The organism is Paenacidovorax caeni, assembly GCF_001298675.1.
Classification (GTDB): domain Bacteria; phylum Pseudomonadota; class Gammaproteobacteria; order Burkholderiales; family Burkholderiaceae_C; genus Paenacidovorax; species Paenacidovorax caeni.
In genome coordinates, this window is the sequence record NZ_CYIG01000001.1 from 166179 (window position 1) to 186448 (window position 20270).

Sequence of the window (20270 nt, forward strand, 5' to 3'; positions counted from 1 at the left end):
GTTCGTGCAACACGAAATTCGTGTCATGGCAATATCCCGGATTCCCCCGCCCCCGGCCGGGCCCGATACTGGCGGTCCCTTTGGACGCAGGAGGTTTCCATGCCCGCTTCGCTCACACGCCGCCAGGCGCTCGCCCACGCCCTGGCCCTGGGCGGCAGCCTGGCGCTGCCCTCGGCACATGCCGCCGAGGCGCCCGACCGCGTCCTGCGCGCCGCGCGCCAGTTGCCCGCGCTGGCGCGGCAGTTGCAGCGCGCCACCGGCGTTCCGGGCCTAGCCTGGGCCGTGGTGCATGGTGGCCAGACGATTGCCGCCCAAGGCCTGGGCGTGCGCCGCCTGGGCCACCCTGGCAGCGTGGATGCCGACACGGTGTTCCAGCTTGCGTCCCTGTCCAAGCCACTGGGCGCCACGGTGGTGGCACGCCAGGTGAGCCTGGGGCGGGTCGACTGGGACAGCCGCATGCACGATTTGCTGCCCTGGTTCGCCCTGTCGGACGCGCAGGCCACGCAGCGCCTCACCGTGGGCGACCTCTACGCCCACCGCAGCGGCCTGCCCGACCATGCCGGCGACAAGCTGCAGGAGCTGGGCTACAGCGCCTTCGAGGTGATGCGGCGGCTGTACCTGCTGCGCACGGCGCCGCTGGGAAGCACCTACGCCTACACCAACATGGGCCTGACGGCCGCCGCCCAGGGCGTGGCGCAGGCCGCCGGGCAGGACTGGGCCAGCCTGTCACGCACCAGCCTGTATGCGCCCCTGGGCATGGCGCGCACCACCTCGGTCTATGAGGAATTCACTGCGCAGCACAACCGCGCCTGGGGCCACGTGCGCACACCGGACGGCGGCTGGGCAGAGGGCCTGCCCTTCAACGCCAATGCGCAATCACCCGCCGGTGGTGCCAGCTCCAGCGTGCGCGACATGGCGCGCTGGCTCGCCCTGCTGCTGGCGCGGGGCCGCTGGCAGGGCCGCAACCTGATTGCCACGACGGCGCTGCAGCCCCTGTGGGAGCCACAGGCCCCGGGCGGGCACTACGGCTACGGCTTCAACCTCGGTGCCACCGAGGCAGGGCTGGAGTTCACCGGCCATTCCGGCGCCTTCATGCTGGGCGCGGCCACCGCCTTCACGCTGGTGCCGGCGCTGAACGCGGCCATCGTGGTGCTGACCAACGGCATCCCCCTCGGCGTGCCGGAGACGCTGTGCCGCCAGTTCGTGGACCTGGCGGCCGAGGGCCGCGTTACGCAGGACTGGTGGCTGCGCTACAGCCAGGCCATCGCCCCGCTGATGGCGCCCGAGGGCCGCCTGCTGGGCCAGCAGCCCCCGGCCCTGCCCGCACCCGCCGGGGCGCTGACGCGCTACACGGGCCGCTACCACAACGCCTACTATGGCACGCTGGAGGTGGAACAGGCGCAGGACGGGCTGCAGCTCACCCTGGGCCCGGTGCGCCAACGCTACCGGCTGCGCCATTGGGACGGCCCGCGGTTCAGCTTCGCCCCGGCGCTGGAAAGCGCGCCACCCGGCAGCCTGTCGCAAGCCACCTTCACGCTGGCGCCCGACGGCACGGCCCCGGCGCAGCGCCTGTGGCTGGAGTACTACGACGACGAGGGCTGGGGCACCTTCGAGCGGATTTAGGCAACAAATTGGCCTCCAGCCCTTTCCTGAAAAGCGCTAGAAGCTATCAAAAATAGAGCGCGATTCAGCCCTGCGCGGCCAACTCGCCCACGCGGCGCAGCGCTTCCAGGTGCTGCGCCGTCCAGTCGCCGCCCAGCCCCAGGCGCAGGCCGTTGCGAAAGCGCCCGGTGGTACTGAACACCGTGCCCGGCGCCACCAGGATGCCCTCGGCCAGGCAGGCCTCGTGCAGCTGCACGGCATCGCGCCCGCGCGGCAGCTCCAGCCACAGCAGCAGGCCGCCGGGCGGGTCGCTCACGCGCGTGCCCGGCGGAAAGTGCCGCGCAATGACGCCACGCGCCGCCTCAATGCGCGCGCCCGCCTGCGCGCGCAACTGGCGCATCGCCGCCGCGTGCCCGGCCTGGGTGATGAGGTCGGCCAGCGCCAGCTCCAGCACGGCCGACTGGCCGCCCGACTGCGCGTCCTTGATGCCGTGCACCGCCTGCGTCCAGCGCCCGGCCTCGACCCAGCCCAGGCGCAGGCCCGGCGCCAGCGTCTTGGAAAACGAATGGCACAGCATGACGTGGCCGCTGGCGTCGAAAGACTTGACGCTGCGGCGCAGTTCGTCGGGCCCGGCCAGGTCGTTGTAGATCGCGTCCTCGATCACCGCCAGGCCGTGGCGCTGCGCCATCTGCGCCAGGCGCCGGCGCTCGGGCAGCGGCATGCTGGCGCCGAGCGGGTTGCTCAGCGTGGGCACCACCAGCAGCGCCTTGACGGGCTGGGTGTCCAGCGCCAGCTGCAGCGCGTCGAGCGACAGGCCATGGCGCGGGTGCGTGGGAATCTCCAGCGCGCGCAGGTGCAGGCTTTGCAGCACCTCCAAGAACGAAAAATGCGTGGGCGACTCCAGCGCCACCACGTCACCCGGCTGCGTCACGGCGCGCAGGCACAGGGCCACGCTGTCCATGCAGCCGCTGGTGACGATGACGTTGGCCGGGTCCAGCGTGCAGCCCAGCCCGACGGCATAGCGCGCAATGGCGCGGCGCGTTTCCTCCTGCCCGGTGAACGAGGGGTAGGTGCACAGCAGGTGGCGGTGGCGCTGCACGGCGCGGGTGACGGCGCGGCGCACACGGTCGGGGTTGAGCATCTCAGGCCCGGGCGTACCGCTGCTGAACGACACCAGACCGGGCGGCTGCGCGTGCCCCAGAATGCGCTGGCCCAGCCAGTCCACCGACACCGCGCGCGGACGCTGGCGCGGGCGCGATGCCGCCGGTTCCGTGGGCTCAGGCAGCGCCGCCGCGCGCGGCGCCACGAAGAAGCCTGAACGCGGCCGCGCCACCGCCAGGCGCGCGTCCTCCAGCCAGTGGAAGGCCTGCACGACCGTGCTCTGTGCCACGCCGTGCTGGCGCGCCAACGCGCGCACCGAGGGCAGTTTCTCGCCGCGCGCCAGGGTGCCGTTGCGCACGAGTTCAGCCAGCTGGCCGGCAATCTGCTGGTACAGGGGCGGGGCTTCGTCAATGGGCATGCGCGCATTCTGTATTGCTCCGCCACCACACAGGCCGTACAGACAGGTGCCATGCCAGCCAGTACAGCCCCTGCGCACACCGTGGCTGTACGGCCCCAGGTTGCACGTACCTGCGGCTGGTACGCATGCCGTGGCACCCGCACAGTGCAAGCCATGGCACACACAACACTTCTCCTCCCCCCACAGCCGCCCGCTCCACGCCCTGGCAGCAGACCGTGCTGGCGCCCCGCCAGCCCGTGCAAACGCAGGCCGTGCGCCGGGGTGAAACCGCCCTGATCGAGGCCACGCAGGGCCGCGTCTGGCTGACCCGAGACGGCCAGCCGCAAGACCACATCCTGGAGGCTGGGCAGCACCTGGCATTCGCTGGCCCGGCGCGGCTGCGCGTCAGCGCGGAAGGCGGCGGCGCGCAGCTACGCTGGGCCAGGGTGCGGGCTTAGCCCTCCTGCTGGAGCCGCATCTCGGCCGCGCGGGCGTGGCCCTGCAGGCCCTCGCCGTGCGCCAGCACGCTGGCGATCTGGCCCAGCGCCTGCGCGCCCTGGGCGCTCACCTCGATAAGGCTGCTGCGCTTTTGGAAGTCGTACACGCCCAGCGGGGAGCTGAAGCGCGCCGTGCCGCTGGTGGGCAGCACGTGGTTGGGGCCTGCGCAGTAGTCGCCCAGGCTTTCGCTGGTGTAGGCGCCGAGGAAGATGGCGCCTGCGTGCTTGAGCAGCGGCTCCCAGCGGTGCGGGTCGTTGCTGCTCACCTCCAGGTGCTCGGGGGCGATGCGGTTGGAGATTTCGCAAGCCTCTTCCATGCTGCGCGTGTGGATCAGCGCGCCGCGCCCGGTCAGGCTCTTGGCGATGATCTCGGCGCGCGGCATCTCGGGCAGCAGGCGGTCGATGGCGGCTTGCACGGCGTCGATGTAGGCGGCGTCGGGGCACAGCAGGATGCTTTGCGCCAGTTCGTCGTGCTCGGCCTGGCTGAACAGGTCCATGGCCACCCAGTCGGGCGGCGTGCTGCCGTCAGCCAGCACCAAAATTTCTGAGGGGCCGGCAATCATGTCGATGCCCACCAGGCCAAACACATGCTTCTTGGCGCTGGCCACGTAGGCATTGCCGGGGCCGGTGATCTTGTCCACCTTCGGCACCGTGGCCGTGCCGTAGGCCAGCGCGGCCACGGCCTGCGCGCCGCCGATGGTGAAGGCGCGCGTGACGCCCGCCACGTAGGCGGCGGCCAGCACCAGCGGGTTTTTCTCGCCCTTGGGCGTGGGCACCACCATGATGATCTCGCCCACCCCGGCCACATGCGCGGGGATGGCGTTCATCAGCACGCTGCTGGGGTAGGCCGCCTTGCCACCGGGCACGTAGATGCCGACGCGGTCCAGCGGCGTGACTTTCTGGCCGAGCAGGGTGCCGTCGGCGTCGCGGTAGCTCCAGCTCTCGCCGTTGGCCTTCTTCTGCGCTTCATGGTACTGGCGCACCCGGGCTGCGGCAGCGGCCAGCGCATTGCGCTGGACGGCGGGCAGGCTGTCATAGGCGACCTTCAGCTCCGCCTGGGTCAGCTCCAACGCCGCAATGGTGGCCGCCTGCAAGCCGTCGAAGCGCGCGGTGTAGTCGAGCACCGCCGCGTCGCCACGCTGGCGCACGTCGGCCAGGATGTCGGCCACACGCTGCTCAATGGCGGCGTCGGTGTCGGCCGACCAGTGCAGGCGCTGGGCAAAATCTTGCTCAAAAGTGGCGCTAGACGTTGACAGGCGAGCGGGAGCAGCTACAAAAGTCATAGTCTTCAATCCTGTTGAATGGCCTGCGCAAAGACGTCGATGATGCGTTTGAGCGGCGCTTGCTTGAGCTTGAGCGCGGCCTGGTTGACCACCAGGTGCGAGCTGATATCCATGATGCGCTCGACCTCGACCAGGTGGTTGGCCTTGAGCGTGTTGCCGGTGGACACCAGGTCGACGATGGCGTCGGCCAGGCCGGTGAGCGGTGCCAGCTCCATGGAGCCGTAGAGCTTGATCATGTCCACGTGCACGCCCTTGGTGGCGAAGAAGTCGCGCGCGATGCTGGTGTACTTGGTGGCCACGCGCAGGCGCGCGCCCTGGCGCACGGCCTGCTGGTAGTCGAAGTCGTTGCGCACGGCCACGCTGACGCGGCACTTGGCAATCTGCAGGTCCAGCGGCTGGTACAGGCCCTGGGCGCCGTGCTCGATCAGCGTGTCCTTGCCGGTCACGCCCAGGTCGGCGCCGCCGTACTGCACGTAGGTGGGCACGTCGGTGGCGCGCACCAGCACCACGCGCACGTCGGGCTGGTTGGTGGGCAGGATGAGCTTGCGCGACTTTTCCGGGTCTTCCAGCACCTCGATGCCAGCGGCGGCCAGCAGCGGCAGGGTTTCGTCAAAGATGCGGCCTTTGGAGAGAGCAAGGGTGATCATGCGGAGATTCTTTCGATGTCTGCGCCCAGGCCGCGCAGCTTGGCTTCCATGGCGTCGTAGCCGCGGTCAAGGTGGTAAATGCGGTCCACCACGGTATCGCCGCGCGCCACCAGCCCGGCAATGACCAGGCTGGCCGAGGCACGCAGGTCGGTGGCCATGACCGTGGCGCCCGAGAGCTGGGCCCCGCCCGTGACGGTGGCCACGCGCCCATCGATGGAGATGCGCGCGCCCAGACGCGCCAGCTCGTTGACGTGCATGAAGCGGTTTTCAAAGATGGTTTCGGCCACCGTTGCCGTGCCCTGGGCCACCACGTTCAGCGCCATGAACTGCGCTTGCATGTCGGTAGGGAAACCCGGGTACTCGGTGGTGCGAAAGCCCTGCGCCTTGAGCTGGGCCGCGCCGGGGCTGTGGATGCGCAGGCCATCCGCCACCGCCTGCACGGCCACGCCGGCGTCGCGCAGCTTGTCGATCACGGCATCAAGGTGGTCGGCGCGGGCGTGGCGCAGCAGCGCCTCACCGCCCGTGGCCGCCACGGCGCACAGGAAAGTGCCGGCCTCGATGCGGTCGGCCACCACCTGGTGCGTGCAGCCGTGCAGCGTGGCCACGCCCTGGATGCGGATGCGGCTGGTGCCGTGGCCTTCGATCTGCGCGCCCATCTTGATGAGCATCTCGGCCAAGTCGGTCACCTCGGGTTCCTGGGCGGCGTTTTCCAGCACGGTTTCGCCTTCGGCCAGGGTGGCGGCCATGAGCAGGTTCTCGGTGCCGGTGACGGTGACCATGTCGGTGGTGATGCGCGCGCCCTGCAGGCGCTGGCGCCCAGCGGGCAGCGCCGCGACCATGTAGCCATGCTCCACCACGATTTCGGCGCCCATGGCCTGCAGGCCCTTGATGTGCTGGTCCACCGGGCGCGAGCCAATGGCGCAGCCGCCTGGCAGCGACACGCGTGCGCGGCCAAAGCGCGCCAGCAGCGGGCCCAGGGCGAGCACCGAGGCGCGCATGGTCTTGACCAGCTCGTAGGGCGCCTCGGGGTTCAGGCTGTCGGGCGCCACAAAGCTCATGCCGCCGCGCTCGCCGTGGGTCTCGGTGGCCACACCCATGTTGTCGAGCAATTTGCGCATGGTGCGCACATCGTGCAGGCGCGGCACGTTCACCAAGTGCACGGGCTCAGCGGTGAGCAGCGCGGCGCACATCTCGGGCAACGCCGCGTTCTTGGCGCCGGAAATGGTCACCTCGCCTTGCAGGGAGCGGCCGCCGCGTACCAGTAGTTTGTCCATGATTTTTAAGCCAAATAGGGCTCCAGCCCTTGTGTGGCAAGCGCCAGCAGCTATGAAAGAAGGAGTAGTCTCAGGCCGTTTGCGCGGCAGTCCACTCGGCGGGCGTGAAGGTCTTCATCGACAGCGCATGCACCTCGTCGCGCTGCATCTTGTCGCCCAGCGTGGCGTACACGCGCTGGTGGCGCTGGATGGCACGCTTGCCTTCGAACTCGGCCGAGACGATGGTTGCGTACCAGTGGCGGCCGTCGCCTTCAAGCGTAAGGTGCTCGCAGGGCAGGCCTGCGCTGATGATGTCCTTGAGTTGGTCTGCGGTCATTTCATGTTCCATGTGGCTATGTGTCGCCCACGCCCTGCGGCCTGTCGCGGCCCAGGCCAGCAGACGCCGCGCAAGGGCCGCCCCGCCGCGCTGGCGGCGTCCCCCCTCCCGCAAAGCGCAGCTTTGCCAGAGAAGGGGGAAGGAGCGAAGCGACACAGGGGGTTGCTCATTAATTGCGGATTTTGTAACCCGTGCGCAGCAGGTGCACGGCGAGTGCACTCACGGCCAGCCAGGCCGTGCCGACGATGGCCAGGCTGAGCCAGGGAGAGGCGTCGCTCTGCCCGAAGAAGCCGTAGCGGAAGCCGTCGATCATGTAGAAGAACGGGTTGAGGTGACTGACCTTTTGCCAGAACGGCGGCAGCGACTGGATGGAATAGAACACGCCCGAAAGGAAAGTCATCGGCACGATGATGAAGTTCTGAAAAGCCGCCATCTGGTCGAACTTGTCCGCCCACAGCCCGGCAATGATGCCCAGCGTGCCCAGCAGCGCAGCGCCCAGCAACGCGAACACCACAATCCACGGGGGCGCGGCGAACTCGGGCCGCGCGAAGGCCAGCGTGACGATGAACACGCCCAGCCCGACCAACAGCCCGCGCAGCACCGACGATCCGACATAGGCCATGAACCAGGCCCAGTGCGACAGCGGCGTGAGAAGCACAAACACCAGGCTGCCCATGATCTTGCTCTGGATCAGGCTGGACGAGCTGTTGGCAAAGGCGTTTTGCAGCAGGCTCATCATCACCAGCCCGGGCACGAGGAAGGCGGTGTAGCTCAGGCGGTCGTACACCTTGACGTGGTCTTCCAGCACATGGCCGAAGATCAGCAGGTACAGCACAGCGGTGAGCACGGGGGCGGCCACGGTCTGGAAGGAGACCTTCCAAAAGCGCAGCACTTCCTTGTAGAACAGGGTACGCCAGCCGGTCATGCAGCCTCCGCCGGGGGGGTGTTGGCGCCCATCACCTGCAGGAACACGTCCTCGAGATCGGCGCGGCGAATCTCCACGTCCTCCGGAGTGATGCCAGCCTGGCGCAGCGCGGCCAAGTGGTGTTCGATCTCGGCGGCGTCAGAGGCGGGCAACTGCACGATGCGCCCGGTCACGCGCGCCTGCGCGGCCATGGCGGGCGGCAGCGCCACATCGGTTTTGAAGAGCAGCACGTTGGAGGTGGCCGTCTTGAGCAGGTCGGACGTGCGGGACAGGGCCACCATGCGTCCGTTCTTCAGCATGGCAATGCGCTGGCACAGGGCCTCGGCCTCTTCGAGGTAATGCGTGGTCAACAGCACCGTGTGGCCCTGCTTGTTGAGCTTGGCGATGAAGTGCCACAGCGTCTGGCGCAGCTCCACATCGACACCGGCCGTGGGCTCGTCGAGCACGATGATGGGCGGCTTGTGCACCAGCGCCTGGGCCACCAGCACGCGGCGCTTCATGCCGCCCGAGAGCTGGCGCATGTTGGCCGTGGCTTTATCGGACAGACCCAGGCTTTCGAGCAGCTCGTCGATCCATGCGTCGTTGTTCTTCACGCCGAAGTAGCCGGACTGGATGCGCAGGGTCTCGCGCACGTTGAAGAACGGGTCGAACACCAGCTCCTGCGGTACCACCCCCAACTGGTGGCGCGCGTTGGCGTAATCGGCTTGCACATCGTGCCCACGCACCAGCACACGCCCCTGGCTGGCGCGCGCCAGCCCCGCGAGGATGCTGATGAGGGTGGTCTTGCCCGCCCCGTTGGGGCCAAGCAGGCCGAAGAATTCGCCCTCTTCAATGTCCAGGCTGACCTGGTGCAGTGCCTGAAAAGGGCCCTTGGGCGTGGCGTAGGTCTTGGAGACCGATTGGAAGGAGACGGCGGCGGGCATGGGAACCTGCCATTTTACGGTTTCAACCGAGGCCCTGCTGCTGCAGGGTCAGGCTGCGACGGGCAGCAAGCCGTCGACGCCATACAGATCCGCCATGCTCGCCAGGCCGGCGGGCAGGCCTTTGACGGCAAAGTCCTTGCCCCGGTTCAGGGCCTCGCGGCGGCATTCGAGTAGCACGGCCAGCGCGGAACTGTCGAATACCGCCAGGGGCCCCGCGTCGACGACGAGGCGCGGCCCCTGCAGTGCCTGCAGCCCCTGCAGCAGCAGACGCAGGCAGGCGCTGGCCTGGCGGTGGGTCAGCTCGGGCGGCAGGATCAGCATGGCAGCGGCTTACTTGCTTTCGCCCGTAGCGTTGCGCTGGGCCAGGGTCGCGATCAGGCCGTCGACGCCCTTGGCGTTGATCTCCTGCGCGAACTGGTTGCGGTAGGTTTCGACCAGCCACACGCCCATGACGTTGAGGTTGTAGATCTTCCAGCCGGCACCCTCGCCCGGCGTCTTTTCCAAGCGGTAGTCGAGCTGCACCGGGTCGCCGCGGCCACGCACCTCGGTACGCACCAGCACGTCGGTGTCGCCGGGCTTGGCACGCATCGGCTTGACAGTGACGCTCTCGTCCTTGACCTGGGCCAGCGCACCCGCATAGGTACGCACCAGCAGGGTCTTGAACTCTTGCTGCAGGCGCGCCTGCTGGTCGGGCGTGGCCTTGCGCCAACCCGGGCCGACAGCCGAGGCCGTCATGCGGCGAAAGTCCACATGGGGCATGACCACCTTGTCCACCAGTGCGACGATTTTGGGCAGGTCGCCGTTCTGGAACGACTTGTCGGTGCGCAGGGTCTGCAAGGCATCGGCCGACACGCGCTGGATCAGCGCATCCGGGGCTTCATCGGCAGCCCAGGTGGGCAGGGCCAGCGCCAGCAAGGCGCTGGCGCCCAGGCCCAAAGCCTGGCGGTGGAGAGATCGACGGTTCATCATGGTTGGCATCCTTTCGTCCTGCGCGGCGTTCAGTCTTCGCGCGGCAGGCGTCCCGCGTCACCGCCTTCATCATTGAGCGGCAACGGCTGCCCCGCCTGTTGGGCGCGCAGCTGCAGGTAGGCATCACGGGTAAAGCTGTATTTGTCCAGAGCAGCCTGGTCGAGGAACGAGGTCACCCCCAGCAGGTTGGCCCGCTGGTTGACCGCGCGCAGCACGTACAGGGAGTTGCGCACGGGCACATCGTGCACTTCGCCCACCAAGCCCCCTTGGGTGTCCACTACAAAGCCTGCGGTGTCGCGCACCGTCGAGGGACCGAGCAACGGCAGCACCAGGTACGGGCCGCTGGGCACGCCCCAGCGCGCCATGGTCAGGCCAAAGTCCTGCTTGTGGCGCTCAATCCCGGCTTCAGAGGCGATATCAAACACCCCCCCAAAGCCCAGCACCGTGTTCACGCTGAAGCGCACGGCGCTGTTGAACGACCCCTCCAGGCGCAGCTGCAGCAGGTTGTTGACGAACGACCAGGCATCGGTCAGGTTGGCAAACACATTGGTCACCCCCTGGCGGGCCAGGCCGGGCACAGCGTCCTTGTACGCAGTGGCCACGGGCTTCATGACGGCCTTGTCCAGGTCGTCGTTAAAGCGTGTCATGCCCCGGTTGTAGCCTTCGAACGGGTCGGCAGGGTTGGCCTGCGGCCCCGTGGCACAGCCGGCCAGCAAGGAGGCACCCAGCACCAGGGCCGCAGCAGCGGTGGTGCGCAAAGGAGAGAAAGAGGTCGTGGTGGTCATTTTTTGTTGGCGTTGGCGTTGGCTGAGCCACCGTCTTCGGCCTTCCCATAGAGGAACTGGCCGATGAGGTTTTCCAGGACCACGGCCGACTGGGTGGAAGTCACCTTGTCGCCGTTGGCGAGGTTCTTGTCGTCTGCCCCGGGCTCAATACCGATGTACTGGTCTCCCAGCAGGCCACTGGTCAGAATCTTGAGAGAGCTGTCGCGGGGAAATTTATAGCCATCCTGCAGCGACAGCGTCACTTGTGCCTGGAAGGTGGTGTCATCGAAGGTGATCGACTCCACGCGCCCCACCACCACGCCCGCGCTGCGCACCGCCGCTTTGGGCTTGAGCCCACCGATGTTGTCAAACAGCGCCGTGACGCGGTAGCCCGACTGGAAGCTGATATGGAGCAGGTTGGCCGACTGCAACGCCAGAAAGACCAGCGCGGCGGCGCCGATCATGACGAACAGACCAACCCAGACATCGTTCTTGGAATGCTGCATGGTTCTCGAATCTTTCAAATGCTGAACATCAGGGCCGTCAGGACAAAGTCCAGACCCAGTACGGCCAGCGATGCCATGACCACCGTGCGCGTCGTCGCGCGCGAAACGCCCTCGGGCGTGGGCTTGGCGGTGTAGCCCTGCAGCAGCGCCACAAACGTCACGGTGAGGCCGAACACGAAGCTCTTGAGCACACCGTTGCCCAAATCCTGCCAGACATCGACGCCGCTTTGCATCTGGCCCCAAAAGGCCCCACCATCGACCCCGATCATCAACACGCCAACGACCCAGCCGCCAATCACGCCAACCGCGCTGAACACAGCCGCGAGCAAGGGCATCACGATCACACCGGCCCAAAAGCGCGGCGCCAAAATGCGGCTGACCGGGTCCACGGCCATCATCTCCATGGCACTGAGCTGCTCGCCGGCCTTCATCAGGCCGATCTCGGCCGTGAGCGAAGTGCCCGCGCGTCCCGCAAACAGCAGTGCCGTGACCACAGGCCCAAGCTCACGCACCAGCGACAGCGCCACCAGCAGGCCCAGCGCCTCGGCCGAGCCGTAGCGCTGCAGCGTGTAGTAGCCCTGCAGCCCCAGCACGAAGCCCACGAACAGGCCCGACACGGCAATGATGGACAGCGAGTAATTGCCCAAAAAATGAATCTGATCGCCCACCAGCTGCGGGCGGCGCAGCGCGGCCCCCAGCAAGCGCAGCAACTGCACGAACAGGCGTGCGCCCTGGCCGACATCCGCCAGCTTGCTGCGCACGGCGTAGCCCACATGGGCGGGATGCCACCAGCTCATCGGCCACCTCCGCCGTACGACGTACCGGCCGGGCCGAAATCCTGCGCCACGTCCGGGCCGGGGTAGTGAAAGGGCACCGGCCCCGTGGGCAGCGCATTGACGAACTGGTGCACCAGCGGGTCCTGGCTGGCGCGCACTTCTTCGGGCGTGCCTTGGGCAGCCACGCAGCCGGGGCCCAGAATAATGACGTGATCGGCCACGCGGAAGGTCTCGGCAAGATCGTGCGATACGAGAATGGTCGTCAACCCCATGGCGTCGTTCAGACGGCGAATGAGCTGGGCTGCCGTGCCCAGGGAAATCGGGTCGAGCCCGGCGAAAGGCTCGTCGTACATGACCAGCTCCGGGTCCAGGACGATGGCCCGCGCCAGCGCCACGCGCCGCGCCATGCCGCCGGAAATCTGGCTGGGCATCAGATCGCGCGCGCCGCGCAACCCGACGGCGTGCAACTTCATCAGCACGATGTCGCGCACCAGCTCATCCGGCAGGTCGGTGTGCTCGCGCAGCGGAAAAGCCACGTTCTCGAACACGCTCATGTCGGTAAACAGGGCGCCAAACTGGAACAGCATGCCCATGCGGCGGCGCACGGCGAAGAGTTGCTCGCGCGCCATGGCACCGACGTCCTGCCCATCGAACAGCACCTGGCCCTGCTGCGCACGCTGCTGGCCACCGATCAGGCGCAGCACCGTGGTCTTGCCGCCACCCGAAGCCCCCATCAGCGCGGTGACCTTGCCGCGCGGCACCTGCAGCGAGACGTCGCGCAGGATCACGCGCTCGCCATACGAGAACGTGACGTTGCGCAGTTCCACCAAAAGAGCAGGTTCAGCCATGCTGCAGAAGAAAGGGAGGTGTGAGAGTGGAGGGGATTGTCAGGGCAAACCCGCAAATTGTGATGGTAACAGAACATACATTCATGTATGTTTGTGAATTACCTCACAACATGCTTTGCAAAAATGCCCGTGTGCGCGCGTGGCGCGGCTGGGCAAAGAACTCGGCGGCAGGTGCCTGCTCGATGAGCTCGCCACCGTCCATGAATGCCACGCGGTGCGCCACTTCGCGGGCGAAGCCCATCTCGTGCGTGACCACCAGCATCGTCATGTGCTCCTGCGCCAGCTCGCGCATCGTGCGCAGCACTTCCCCGGTGAGCTCGGGATCGAGTGCCGAGGTGGGTTCGTCAAACAGCATGATGTCGGGCTCCATGCACAGGGCCCGGGCAATGGCCACGCGCTGCTTCTGGCCGCCAGACAGGCGCGCCGGATAGTTGTCGCGCTTGGCCGACAGGCCGACCTTGTCCAGCAGCTTCTCCGCCCGCGCTACGGCCACGTCGCGCGCTACGCCCTGAACCACCAGCGGCGCCTCGATGAGGTTTTCCAGCACCGTCAGGTGCGGGAACAGGTTGAAATGCTGGAACACCATGCCCGTCTTAGCGCAGATGCGGCGCACCTGCGCCTCGGCCGGGTAGCGGCAGTGGCCCTGGGCGTCGGTGCTGGCCAGCACCTCGCCCTCGATGGTGATCTGCCCGCCATCGATGGTCTCCAGGTGGTTCAAGCAGCGCAGGAAGGTACTCTTGCCCGAACCCGAGGGGCCAATCACCGCCACCACCTCACCACGCGCCACCGAGAGCGACACGCCGCGCAGCACCTCATGGTGACCAAAGCGCTTGCGCAGATCGCGCGCGTCAATCATCGGGGCCTCACTGGTCGAATTTGGCATAGCGTTGCTCCAGGCGCTGGAAGGCCCAGGTGAGCACCAGGGTCATCACAAGATAGAAAGCCGCGGCCACGATGAACGGCGTGGTCGTGAAGTCGCGCTGCACGATGCCGCGCGCGGCGCGCAGCAGGTCGTTCAGTGCCAGCACGTAGATCAGCGAGGTATCTTTGACCAGCGTGATGGTCTCGTTGCTCATGGGCGGCAAGATGTTGCGCACCATCTGCGGCAGCACCACGCGGCGCATGGTCTGCCCATAGTTCATGCCCAGCACCTTGGCGGCCTCGTACTGGCCACGGTCCACCGATTGGATACCGGCACGGAAAATCTCGGCAAAGTACGCCGCGTAGTTCAGGGCGAACGCCGCCACGGCGGCCGGAAAGTCCGGCAGGCGCACGCCGATCACCGGAACAAACGGCAGCGCGAAGTAGATGAAGAGCATCTGCAGCATGAGCGGCGTGCCGCGCATGAGCCAGATATAGCCATTGACGCCCGCCGACAGCAGCTTGAGGCGCGACAGCCGCGCCAGCGCCAGCACCAGCCCCAGGGGTACTGCGAGTACCAGGGTGATGACGAACAGCTTCAGGGTGACCAGAGCGCCTTGCCCCAGCGGCCCCAGAAGAGAGAGTGCGTAGTCCATGCACGTAGCCCCATGAACACAACGAAAACACCGGCAGGCCGATGCAAGGCACTGCCGGTGTCGGCGAATCCAGAACGGGGCTGGTTACTTGATGATGTTTTTACCGAACCACTGCTCGGCGATCTTCGCGGCGCTGCCATCGGCCTTCATGTCAGCCAGGGCCTTGTCGATCTTGCCGTGCAGCTCGGTGTCGTCCTTGCGCAGGCCCACGCCGTACTCTTCAGTGCCGAAGTTGTCCTCCAGCACAGCGTACTGGTCAGGCTTCTTGGCCACGTAGTAGCGGCCCACCACTTCGTCCACCACCACGGCTTCGAGGCGGCCAGTGGTCAGATCCATCAGCGCAGTCACGTTGTCGCCGAAGGTCTTGAGTTCCTTGAACGACTTGTAGACGGCCTCTTCCTTCTTGATGGCGTCCACGGCGCTGGAGCCCTCCTGGGCACCCACCACCTTGCCAGCCAGGTCTGCCTTGGCCTTGATGGCGGAGCCTGCGGGCACCACGATGATCTGGTGGTTTTCCATGTAGGGCGCGGTGAACAGGATGTTCTGCTTGCGCTCCTCGGTGATGGTCAGGCCGTTCCACAGCGCGTCCACGCGCTTGCCGGAGAGTTCAGCTTCCTTGGCGCTCCAGTCGATGGGCTTGAACTCGACTTCCAGGCCCAGGCGCTTGGCGGCTTCCTTGGCCATGTCGATGTCAAAGCCGACGAGCTCGTTCTTCTCGTCGCGGAAGCCCATGGGCGGGAAGTTGTCGTCCAGACCCACAACGATCTTGGTCACCGCGGCAGGGGCGGGTGCGGGTGCGGCAGCGGGCGCTGCGGGCTCCTGCTTGGAACAACCGGCGAGCACAGCGCCCAGGGTGAGCAGGGCTACGGTAGCAAACTTCTTCATGGCGTGGCGATCCTTGAAAAGAACGGACAAGGGGAAATCCCCGAACAAAACCCTGCATTGTCCCACCGAAGCCGCTGCGCAGGGCCCATGCCCTGCAAAGTCACTCGCCCGGCCCCGCCGCGCACCCTTCCATCAGCAAGCCCTGGTGGCGCGCAACCACGTCGCGCAAAAAATCCCACAGCGCGCGCACGCGCGCCAGATCGCGGCGGTTGGCGGGGGCGGCGATCCAGAAGGTGCGCTGCACGTCGATCACCTCGGGCAGCACCGGCACCAGTTGCGGGCTGTGCGCCGCCATGAAGCACGGCAACACCGCCAGCCCACGCCCGGCACACGCCACGTTGTACTGCGCCACCACGCTGGTGCTGCGCAGGGGCGTGTGCGCCTGCGGCACAACGGAGGCCAGGTAGCGCAGTTCGTCGCTGAACACGAGTTCCTCGACGTAGCCCACGAAGCGGTGCCCACGCAAATCACGCGGATGGGTGATGGGTGCATGGCGCGCCAGGTAGTCCCGGCTGGCGTACAGGCGCAGGCGGTAGTCGCTCAGCTTGCTGCACACCTGGCCGCTGCTTTGCGGGCGCTCCACATTCACCGCCAGATCGGCCTCGCGCTGCGAGAGGTTGATGAAGCGCGGCACGATGAGCAGCTCGACCTGGATGCCAGGATGCCGCTCGGTGAAATGGCTCAGCTGCTCGGCCAGGAAGAAGCTGCCGAACCCCTCGGTGGCCCCCAGGCACACGTGGCCGGTCAGCGCGTGGCGCTCGCCGCCAATGTCCTCGCCCACGCGCACCATCGAATTCTCCATCTGCTCCACATGCTCCAGCAGGCGATGCCCTGCAATCGTCAGGACATGGCCGGCAGGGGTGCGCTCGAACAGCTGCGCCCCCAGCTCCTTCTCCAGCCGGTGCAGCCGGCGCGTGATGGTGGAGTGGTCCACCTCCAGGCGGCGCGCGGCCTCCTGTGCGGACTGGGCGCGCACCACGGCGAGAAACAGACGCAGGTTGTCCCAGTTGGTGTGTTCGATGGCCATAGTGCTGCGCGAAGGTGGTGCAAATTTGCAATGAGGATATGCCCAAAAACCGTATCCATATGCAGAAGTGCCAATTAAAGTGCCCGTGGGCATGGCATGCGCCATCAGGCCCGCACAACACCAAGGAGACATTTCATGCGATTCATCCGACATTCGTTGGCCCTGGCGGTGCTCGCGCTCGGCGCCACGGCCCAGGCCCAGATTTCCGGCGACATGGTCAAGATCGGCGTGCTGACCGACATGGCCGGCCCCTACTCCGGCATGGGGGGCGCGGGCTCGGTGGTGGCTGCGAAGATGGCCATGGAAGACTGCCTGCAGGCTGAGTGCAAGGGCATGAAGATCGAGGTGGTGAGCGCCGACCACCAGAACAAGGCCGACATTGCCGCGACCAAAGCGCGCGAATGGCTGGACCGCGACGGCGTCGATGCCATTGCCGACATCACCAACTCCGCCGCCGCGCTGGCCGTGCAGAAGCTGGTGCGCGAAAAAGGCGGCATCGCCATGCACAGCGGCCCGGCCACCACGCGCCTGACCGACGACGAATGCGCGGAAAACGGCTTCCACTGGATGTTCGACACCTACTCCTCGGCCTCCGGCGCCGCGGCCGCACTGACCAAGAACGGCGACAAGAGCTGGTTCTTCGTCACCGTGGACTATGCCTTTGGCCACTCGCTGGAAAAAGACGCCGCCGAAATGGTGCAGGCCAATGGCGGCACGGTGCTGGGCAGCGTGCGCCACCCGCTCAACGCCAGCGACTTCTCCTCGTTCATCCTGCAGGCGCAAAACTCCAAGGCCCAGGTCATCGGCCTGGCCAACGGCGCGCAAGACACGGTGAACGCCATCAAGGCGGCGCGCGAGTTTGGCATTGGCGGCAAGGGCCAAAAGGTGGCGTCGCTGCTCATGTTCCTGACCGACGTGCACTCGCTCGGCCTGCGCCAGGCACAAGGGCTGATGTTCTCCGAGGGCTTCTACTGGGACATGGATGAAAAGACCCGCGCCTTCGCCACCCGCTTCGAGAAGCTGCACAAGGGCTACAAGCCCACCATGGTGCAGGCGGGCGTGTACTCCAGCGTGCTGCATTACCTGAAGTCGGTGGCTGCCGCCAAAACCGACGACTCCAAGGTCGTGGCCAAGAAGATGCGCGAATTGCCCATCAGCGACCCGGTGATGCGCAACGCCAGCATCCGCCCCGATGGCCGCGTGATCCATGACATGTACCTGTTCCAAGTGAAAGCCCCGAACGAATCCAAGGGCCCCTGGGACTACTACAAGACCGTCAGCACCATCCCCGCCAACGTCGCGTTCAAGCCCCTGTCGCAGTCGAGCTGCCCGCTGGTGAAGAAGTGAACCCCGGAGCCCCCACCATGACCACCCCCACCACCATCCACCACTTCATCGGCGGCAAGCCCTATCCGTCCCAAACCGCCGAGTGGCGCGATGTCACCAACCCCGCCACCCAGGAGGTCGTCGCCCGCGTGCCGTTTGCCACGCGCGACGAAGTCAACCTGGCTGTGGCCAACGCGCAGGAAGCCTTCCAGACCTGGCGCAGCACCTCGCTGGGCGCGCGCATGCGCATCATGCTGAAGCTGCAGCAGCTGATCCGTGAGCACACCAGCGAACTGGCACAGCTCATCACCCGCGAGCATGGCAAGACGCTGCCCGACGCCGAAGGCGAAGTGGCGCGCGGCCTGGAGGTGGTGGAGCACGCCTGCTCCATCACCACGCTGCAGCTGGGCGAGATTGCCGAGAACGCCGCCACCGGCGTGGACGTGTACAACCTGCTGCAGCCCCTGGGCGTGGGCGCAGGCATCACCGCGTTCAACTTCCCGGTGATGCTGCCGTGCTTCATGTTCCCCATGGCCATTGCCTGCGGCAACACCTTCGTGCTCAAGCCGTCCGAGCAAGACCCCAGTTCCACCATGCGCCTGGTGGAGCTGGCACACGAGGCCGGTGTGCCGCCGGGCGTGCTCAACGTCATCCATGGCGGCCCCGAAGTGGCCGACATGCTGTGCGACCACCCCGACATCAAGGCCCTGTCGTTCATCGGCTCCACCCACGTGGGCACGCACATCTACCGCCGCGCCAGCGAGGCCGGCAAGCGCGTGCAGTCGATGATGGGCGCCAAGAACCACTGCGTGGTGATGCCCGATGCGCCCAAGGAGCACGCGCTGAACAACCTGCTGGGCTCGGCCTTCGGCGCGGCAGGCCAGCGTTGCATGGCCAACTCGGTGGCCGTGTTCGTGGGCGCCGCACGCGACTGGCTGCCCGAGCTGGTGGAGAAGTCCAAAACCATGAAGGTCGGCCCCGGCACCGACCGCAGCGCCGACCTGGGCCCGCTGGTCAACCCGCGCGCCAAGCAGCGCGTGGTGGGGCTGATCGACTCCGGCGTCGCCCAAGGCGCCACGCTGCTGCTGGACGGCCGGGACTGCGTGGTGCCCGGCTATGAGCAGGGCAACTTCGTCGGCCCCACGGTGTTTGCCGATGTGACCGACGCCATGGACATCTACCAGCAGGAAATCTTCGGCCCGGTGCTCAACGTGGTGTGCGTGGACACGCTGGAAGACGCCATCGCCTTCATCAACCGCAACCCCAACGGCAACGGCACCTCCATCTTCACCAGCAGCGGCTGGGCGGCGCGCAAGTACCAGCACGACATCAACGTGGGCCAGGTGGGCATCAACGTGCCCATTCCGGTGCCCGTGGCCTACTTCAGCTTCACCGGCTCGCGCGCGTCCAAGCTGGGTGACCTGGGCCCCAACGGCAAACAGGCCGTGCAGTTCTGGACGCAAACCAAGACCGTCACCGCCCGCTGGTACGAGGAAGGCAGCCGCTCGGATGGTGTGAACACCACCATCTCCATGAAGTAAGCCCTCCCACGCCCCCCGGCCAGCGCTGGCCGCCATGCGTTTCATGGCAGCCAGCGCTTTTTATTGGTGTCTTAAGTACAGATAAAAATACCTGATTAGCGACATATCTCAGACTGAGCAGAACCAACGCCAGCTAGAGGACTCCAAAGGACATGCCGAGCCTGGGCGCCAAGGAGCAAGCGATGTCCATCAACGCGATCCAGTTCCAACGCGGCCTGTCACTGCCCCAGTTTCAAGCCCTGTACGGCAGCGAGCAGCAGTGCGAGCGCGCTCTTGTCGCTGCCCGCTGGCCCCATGGCTGGCAGTGCGCGCACTGCGGCTGCAAGCGCTTTTTTCACACCCGCAATGGCACGGGCCGACTGCTGTGGGAGTGCTTCATCTGTGGCTACCAAAGCTCCTGCATTGTGGGCACCGTGATGGAGCACACCCACCTGTCCCTGAGGCTGTGGTTCCTGGCCATGTACCTGCTGACACAAAACAAGAACGCCATCAGCGCCCTGGCGCTCAAGCGCCAATTGGGCGTGTCCTACAAAACGGCGTGGCTCATGAAGCACAAGCTGATGCAGGCCATGGCGCAGCGCGATGAGCGCTACCGTCTGCAAGGGCGTGTGGAGATCGACGATGCCTACCTCGGCGGGGAGCGCGCGGGCCATATCAACGGCGGGCGTCGCGCAGCCAACAAGACGGCCTTCGTCGCTGCGGTGCAGACCAGCGCCGATGGCCGCCCCCTGTACATGCGCCTGACGCCTGTGGCGGACTTCACCAACGAGCACATGCGGCAATGGGCCAGTCGCCACCTGACTGCGGGCTGCCACGTGGTCAGCGATGGCACGCGTGCCTTTGCCCAGGTGCAGCATGCCCAGGCCACGCATGAGCGCTACGTGACGGGAGGTGGGCGCCAGGGGGCGCAGACGCCTCAGCTGCGTTGGGTGAATACCTTGCTGGGCAACCTTAAGACCAGCATGGCGGGGACCTATCACTCGTTTGACCACGCCAGGTATGCCCAGCGCTACTTGGCCGAGTTTTGCTGGCGATTCAACCGTCGGTTTGATCTGCCTGCCATGCTGCCTAGGCTGTTGAAGGCTTTGGTGACTACTGGGCCGCTGCCTTTGACGCTGCTGCGCGTTTCTGAGGTAAGTAGCTAAT

Annotated in this window: 22 protein-coding genes; 5 read left to right on the top strand and 17 right to left on the bottom strand. The window is 66.7% G+C overall.

Annotated elements, in window-relative coordinates; translation table 11 throughout:
• The first annotated feature begins 99 nt into the window (after window positions 1-99).
• Entirely contained in the window at window positions 100-1623 is a 1524-nt protein-coding gene (locus tag BN2503_RS00805) for a serine hydrolase (RefSeq protein ID WP_054254731.1), read from the top strand.
• A 64-nt stretch (window positions 1624-1687) separates the two neighbouring features.
• Here the strand turns inward: BN2503_RS00805 and BN2503_RS00810 are convergent, their stop codons facing one another.
• Window positions 1688-3121 (bottom strand): aminotransferase-like domain-containing protein, encoded by a 1434-nt coding sequence (locus tag BN2503_RS00810; protein ID WP_054254732.1) that lies wholly within the window; start codon window positions 3119-3121, stop codon window positions 1688-1690.
• A 215-nt stretch (window positions 3122-3336) separates the two neighbouring features.
• Between BN2503_RS00810 and BN2503_RS00815 the strand changes: the two genes are divergently transcribed.
• A complete protein-coding gene (locus tag BN2503_RS00815) occupies window positions 3337-3558 on the top strand; it encodes a DUF2917 domain-containing protein (RefSeq protein WP_054254768.1) in 222 nt (73 codons plus the stop codon).
• Here the strand turns inward: BN2503_RS00815 and hisD are convergent.
• From hisD to BN2503_RS00895, 16 genes are all read right to left on the bottom strand, one after another.
• A complete protein-coding gene (gene hisD, locus BN2503_RS00820) occupies window positions 3555-4880 on the bottom strand; it encodes a histidinol dehydrogenase (RefSeq protein WP_054254733.1) in 1326 nt (441 codons plus the stop codon). The genes BN2503_RS00815 and hisD overlap by 4 nt on opposite strands.
• 5 nt (window positions 4881-4885) lie before the next feature.
• Window positions 4886-5527 carry an ATP phosphoribosyltransferase gene (gene hisG, locus BN2503_RS00825; RefSeq protein ID WP_054254734.1) on the bottom strand — a complete coding sequence of 214 codons (642 nt, stop codon included), beginning with the start codon at window positions 5525-5527 and terminating at the stop codon, window positions 4886-4888.
• Window positions 5524-6801, bottom strand: a complete 1278-nt coding sequence (murA, locus tag BN2503_RS00830) for a UDP-N-acetylglucosamine 1-carboxyvinyltransferase (protein ID WP_054254735.1) — start codon at window positions 6799-6801, stop codon at window positions 5524-5526. The genes hisG and murA overlap by 4 nt, the downstream gene beginning before the upstream one ends.
• Before the next feature lie 70 nt (window positions 6802-6871).
• Complete coding sequence (locus tag BN2503_RS00835; protein WP_054254736.1) at window positions 6872-7117, bottom strand: BolA family protein; 246 nt, start codon at window positions 7115-7117, stop codon at window positions 6872-6874.
• A gap of 169 nt (window positions 7118-7286) precedes the next feature.
• On the bottom strand, window positions 7287-8042 hold the full coding sequence (locus BN2503_RS00840) for an ABC transporter permease (RefSeq protein ID WP_054254737.1): 756 nt from the start codon (window positions 8040-8042) through the stop codon (window positions 7287-7289).
• Entirely contained in the window at window positions 8039-8965 is a 927-nt protein-coding gene (locus BN2503_RS00845; RefSeq protein WP_054254738.1) for an ABC transporter ATP-binding protein, read from the bottom strand. Before BN2503_RS00845 ends, BN2503_RS00840 begins: the two co-directional genes overlap by 4 nt.
• Window positions 8966-9013: 48 nt before the next feature.
• Window positions 9014-9286, bottom strand: a complete 273-nt coding sequence (locus tag BN2503_RS00850; protein WP_054254739.1) for an STAS domain-containing protein — start codon at window positions 9284-9286, stop codon at window positions 9014-9016.
• A gap of 9 nt (window positions 9287-9295) precedes the next feature.
• Window positions 9296-9934, bottom strand: a complete 639-nt coding sequence (locus BN2503_RS00855) for an MlaC/ttg2D family ABC transporter substrate-binding protein (RefSeq protein WP_054254740.1) — start codon at window positions 9932-9934, stop codon at window positions 9296-9298.
• 29 nt (window positions 9935-9963) lie between these two features.
• A complete protein-coding gene (locus BN2503_RS00860) occupies window positions 9964-10719 on the bottom strand; it encodes an MlaA family lipoprotein (RefSeq protein ID WP_054254741.1) in 756 nt (251 codons plus the stop codon).
• Window positions 10716-11204 (bottom strand): outer membrane lipid asymmetry maintenance protein MlaD, encoded by a 489-nt coding sequence (mlaD, locus tag BN2503_RS00865; protein WP_054254742.1) that lies wholly within the window; start codon window positions 11202-11204, stop codon window positions 10716-10718. The genes BN2503_RS00860 and mlaD overlap by 4 nt, the downstream gene beginning before the upstream one ends.
• A 14-nt stretch (window positions 11205-11218) precedes the next feature.
• A complete protein-coding gene (mlaE, locus tag BN2503_RS00870) occupies window positions 11219-12001 on the bottom strand; it encodes a lipid asymmetry maintenance ABC transporter permease subunit MlaE (RefSeq protein WP_054254743.1) in 783 nt (260 codons plus the stop codon).
• Window positions 11998-12828 carry an ABC transporter ATP-binding protein gene (locus tag BN2503_RS00875; protein WP_054254744.1) on the bottom strand — a complete coding sequence of 277 codons (831 nt, stop codon included), beginning with the start codon at window positions 12826-12828 and terminating at the stop codon, window positions 11998-12000. The genes mlaE and BN2503_RS00875 overlap by 4 nt, the downstream gene beginning before the upstream one ends.
• Window positions 12829-12931: 103 nt before the next feature.
• Window positions 12932-13711, bottom strand: coding sequence for an amino acid ABC transporter ATP-binding protein (locus tag BN2503_RS00880; RefSeq protein WP_054254745.1), 780 nt, complete (start codon window positions 13709-13711; stop codon window positions 12932-12934).
• Window positions 13692-14345 carry an amino acid ABC transporter permease gene (locus BN2503_RS00885; protein WP_054254746.1) on the bottom strand — a complete coding sequence of 218 codons (654 nt, stop codon included), beginning with the start codon at window positions 14343-14345 and terminating at the stop codon, window positions 13692-13694. Before BN2503_RS00885 ends, BN2503_RS00880 begins: the two co-directional genes overlap by 20 nt.
• Before the next feature lie 84 nt (window positions 14346-14429).
• Window positions 14430-15230: an amino acid ABC transporter substrate-binding protein gene (locus tag BN2503_RS00890; RefSeq protein ID WP_054254747.1), complete on the bottom strand. Its 801-nt coding sequence runs from the start codon at window positions 15228-15230 to the stop codon at window positions 14430-14432.
• 100 nt (window positions 15231-15330) lie between these two features.
• On the bottom strand, window positions 15331-16257 hold the full coding sequence (locus BN2503_RS00895) for a LysR family transcriptional regulator (protein WP_054254748.1): 927 nt from the start codon (window positions 16255-16257) through the stop codon (window positions 15331-15333).
• A 135-nt stretch (window positions 16258-16392) separates the two neighbouring features.
• Here BN2503_RS00895 and BN2503_RS00900 point away from each other — a divergent pair, with 135 nt between their 5' ends.
• The 3 genes from BN2503_RS00900 to BN2503_RS00910 all read left to right on the top strand — a co-directional run bounded on the left by BN2503_RS00900 (window position 16393) and on the right by BN2503_RS00910 (window position 20269).
• Window positions 16393-17604 (top strand): ABC transporter substrate-binding protein, encoded by a 1212-nt coding sequence (locus BN2503_RS00900; protein WP_054254749.1) that lies wholly within the window; start codon window positions 16393-16395, stop codon window positions 17602-17604.
• A 17-nt stretch (window positions 17605-17621) separates the two neighbouring features.
• Window positions 17622-19124 (top strand): CoA-acylating methylmalonate-semialdehyde dehydrogenase, encoded by a 1503-nt coding sequence (locus BN2503_RS00905; RefSeq protein WP_054254750.1) that lies wholly within the window; start codon window positions 17622-17624, stop codon window positions 19122-19124.
• A 182-nt stretch (window positions 19125-19306) separates the two neighbouring features.
• Window positions 19307-20269: an IS1595 family transposase gene (locus BN2503_RS00910; protein ID WP_054254769.1), complete on the top strand. Its 963-nt coding sequence runs from the start codon at window positions 19307-19309 to the stop codon at window positions 20267-20269.
• The last annotated feature ends 1 nt before the right edge of the window (window position 20270 follow it).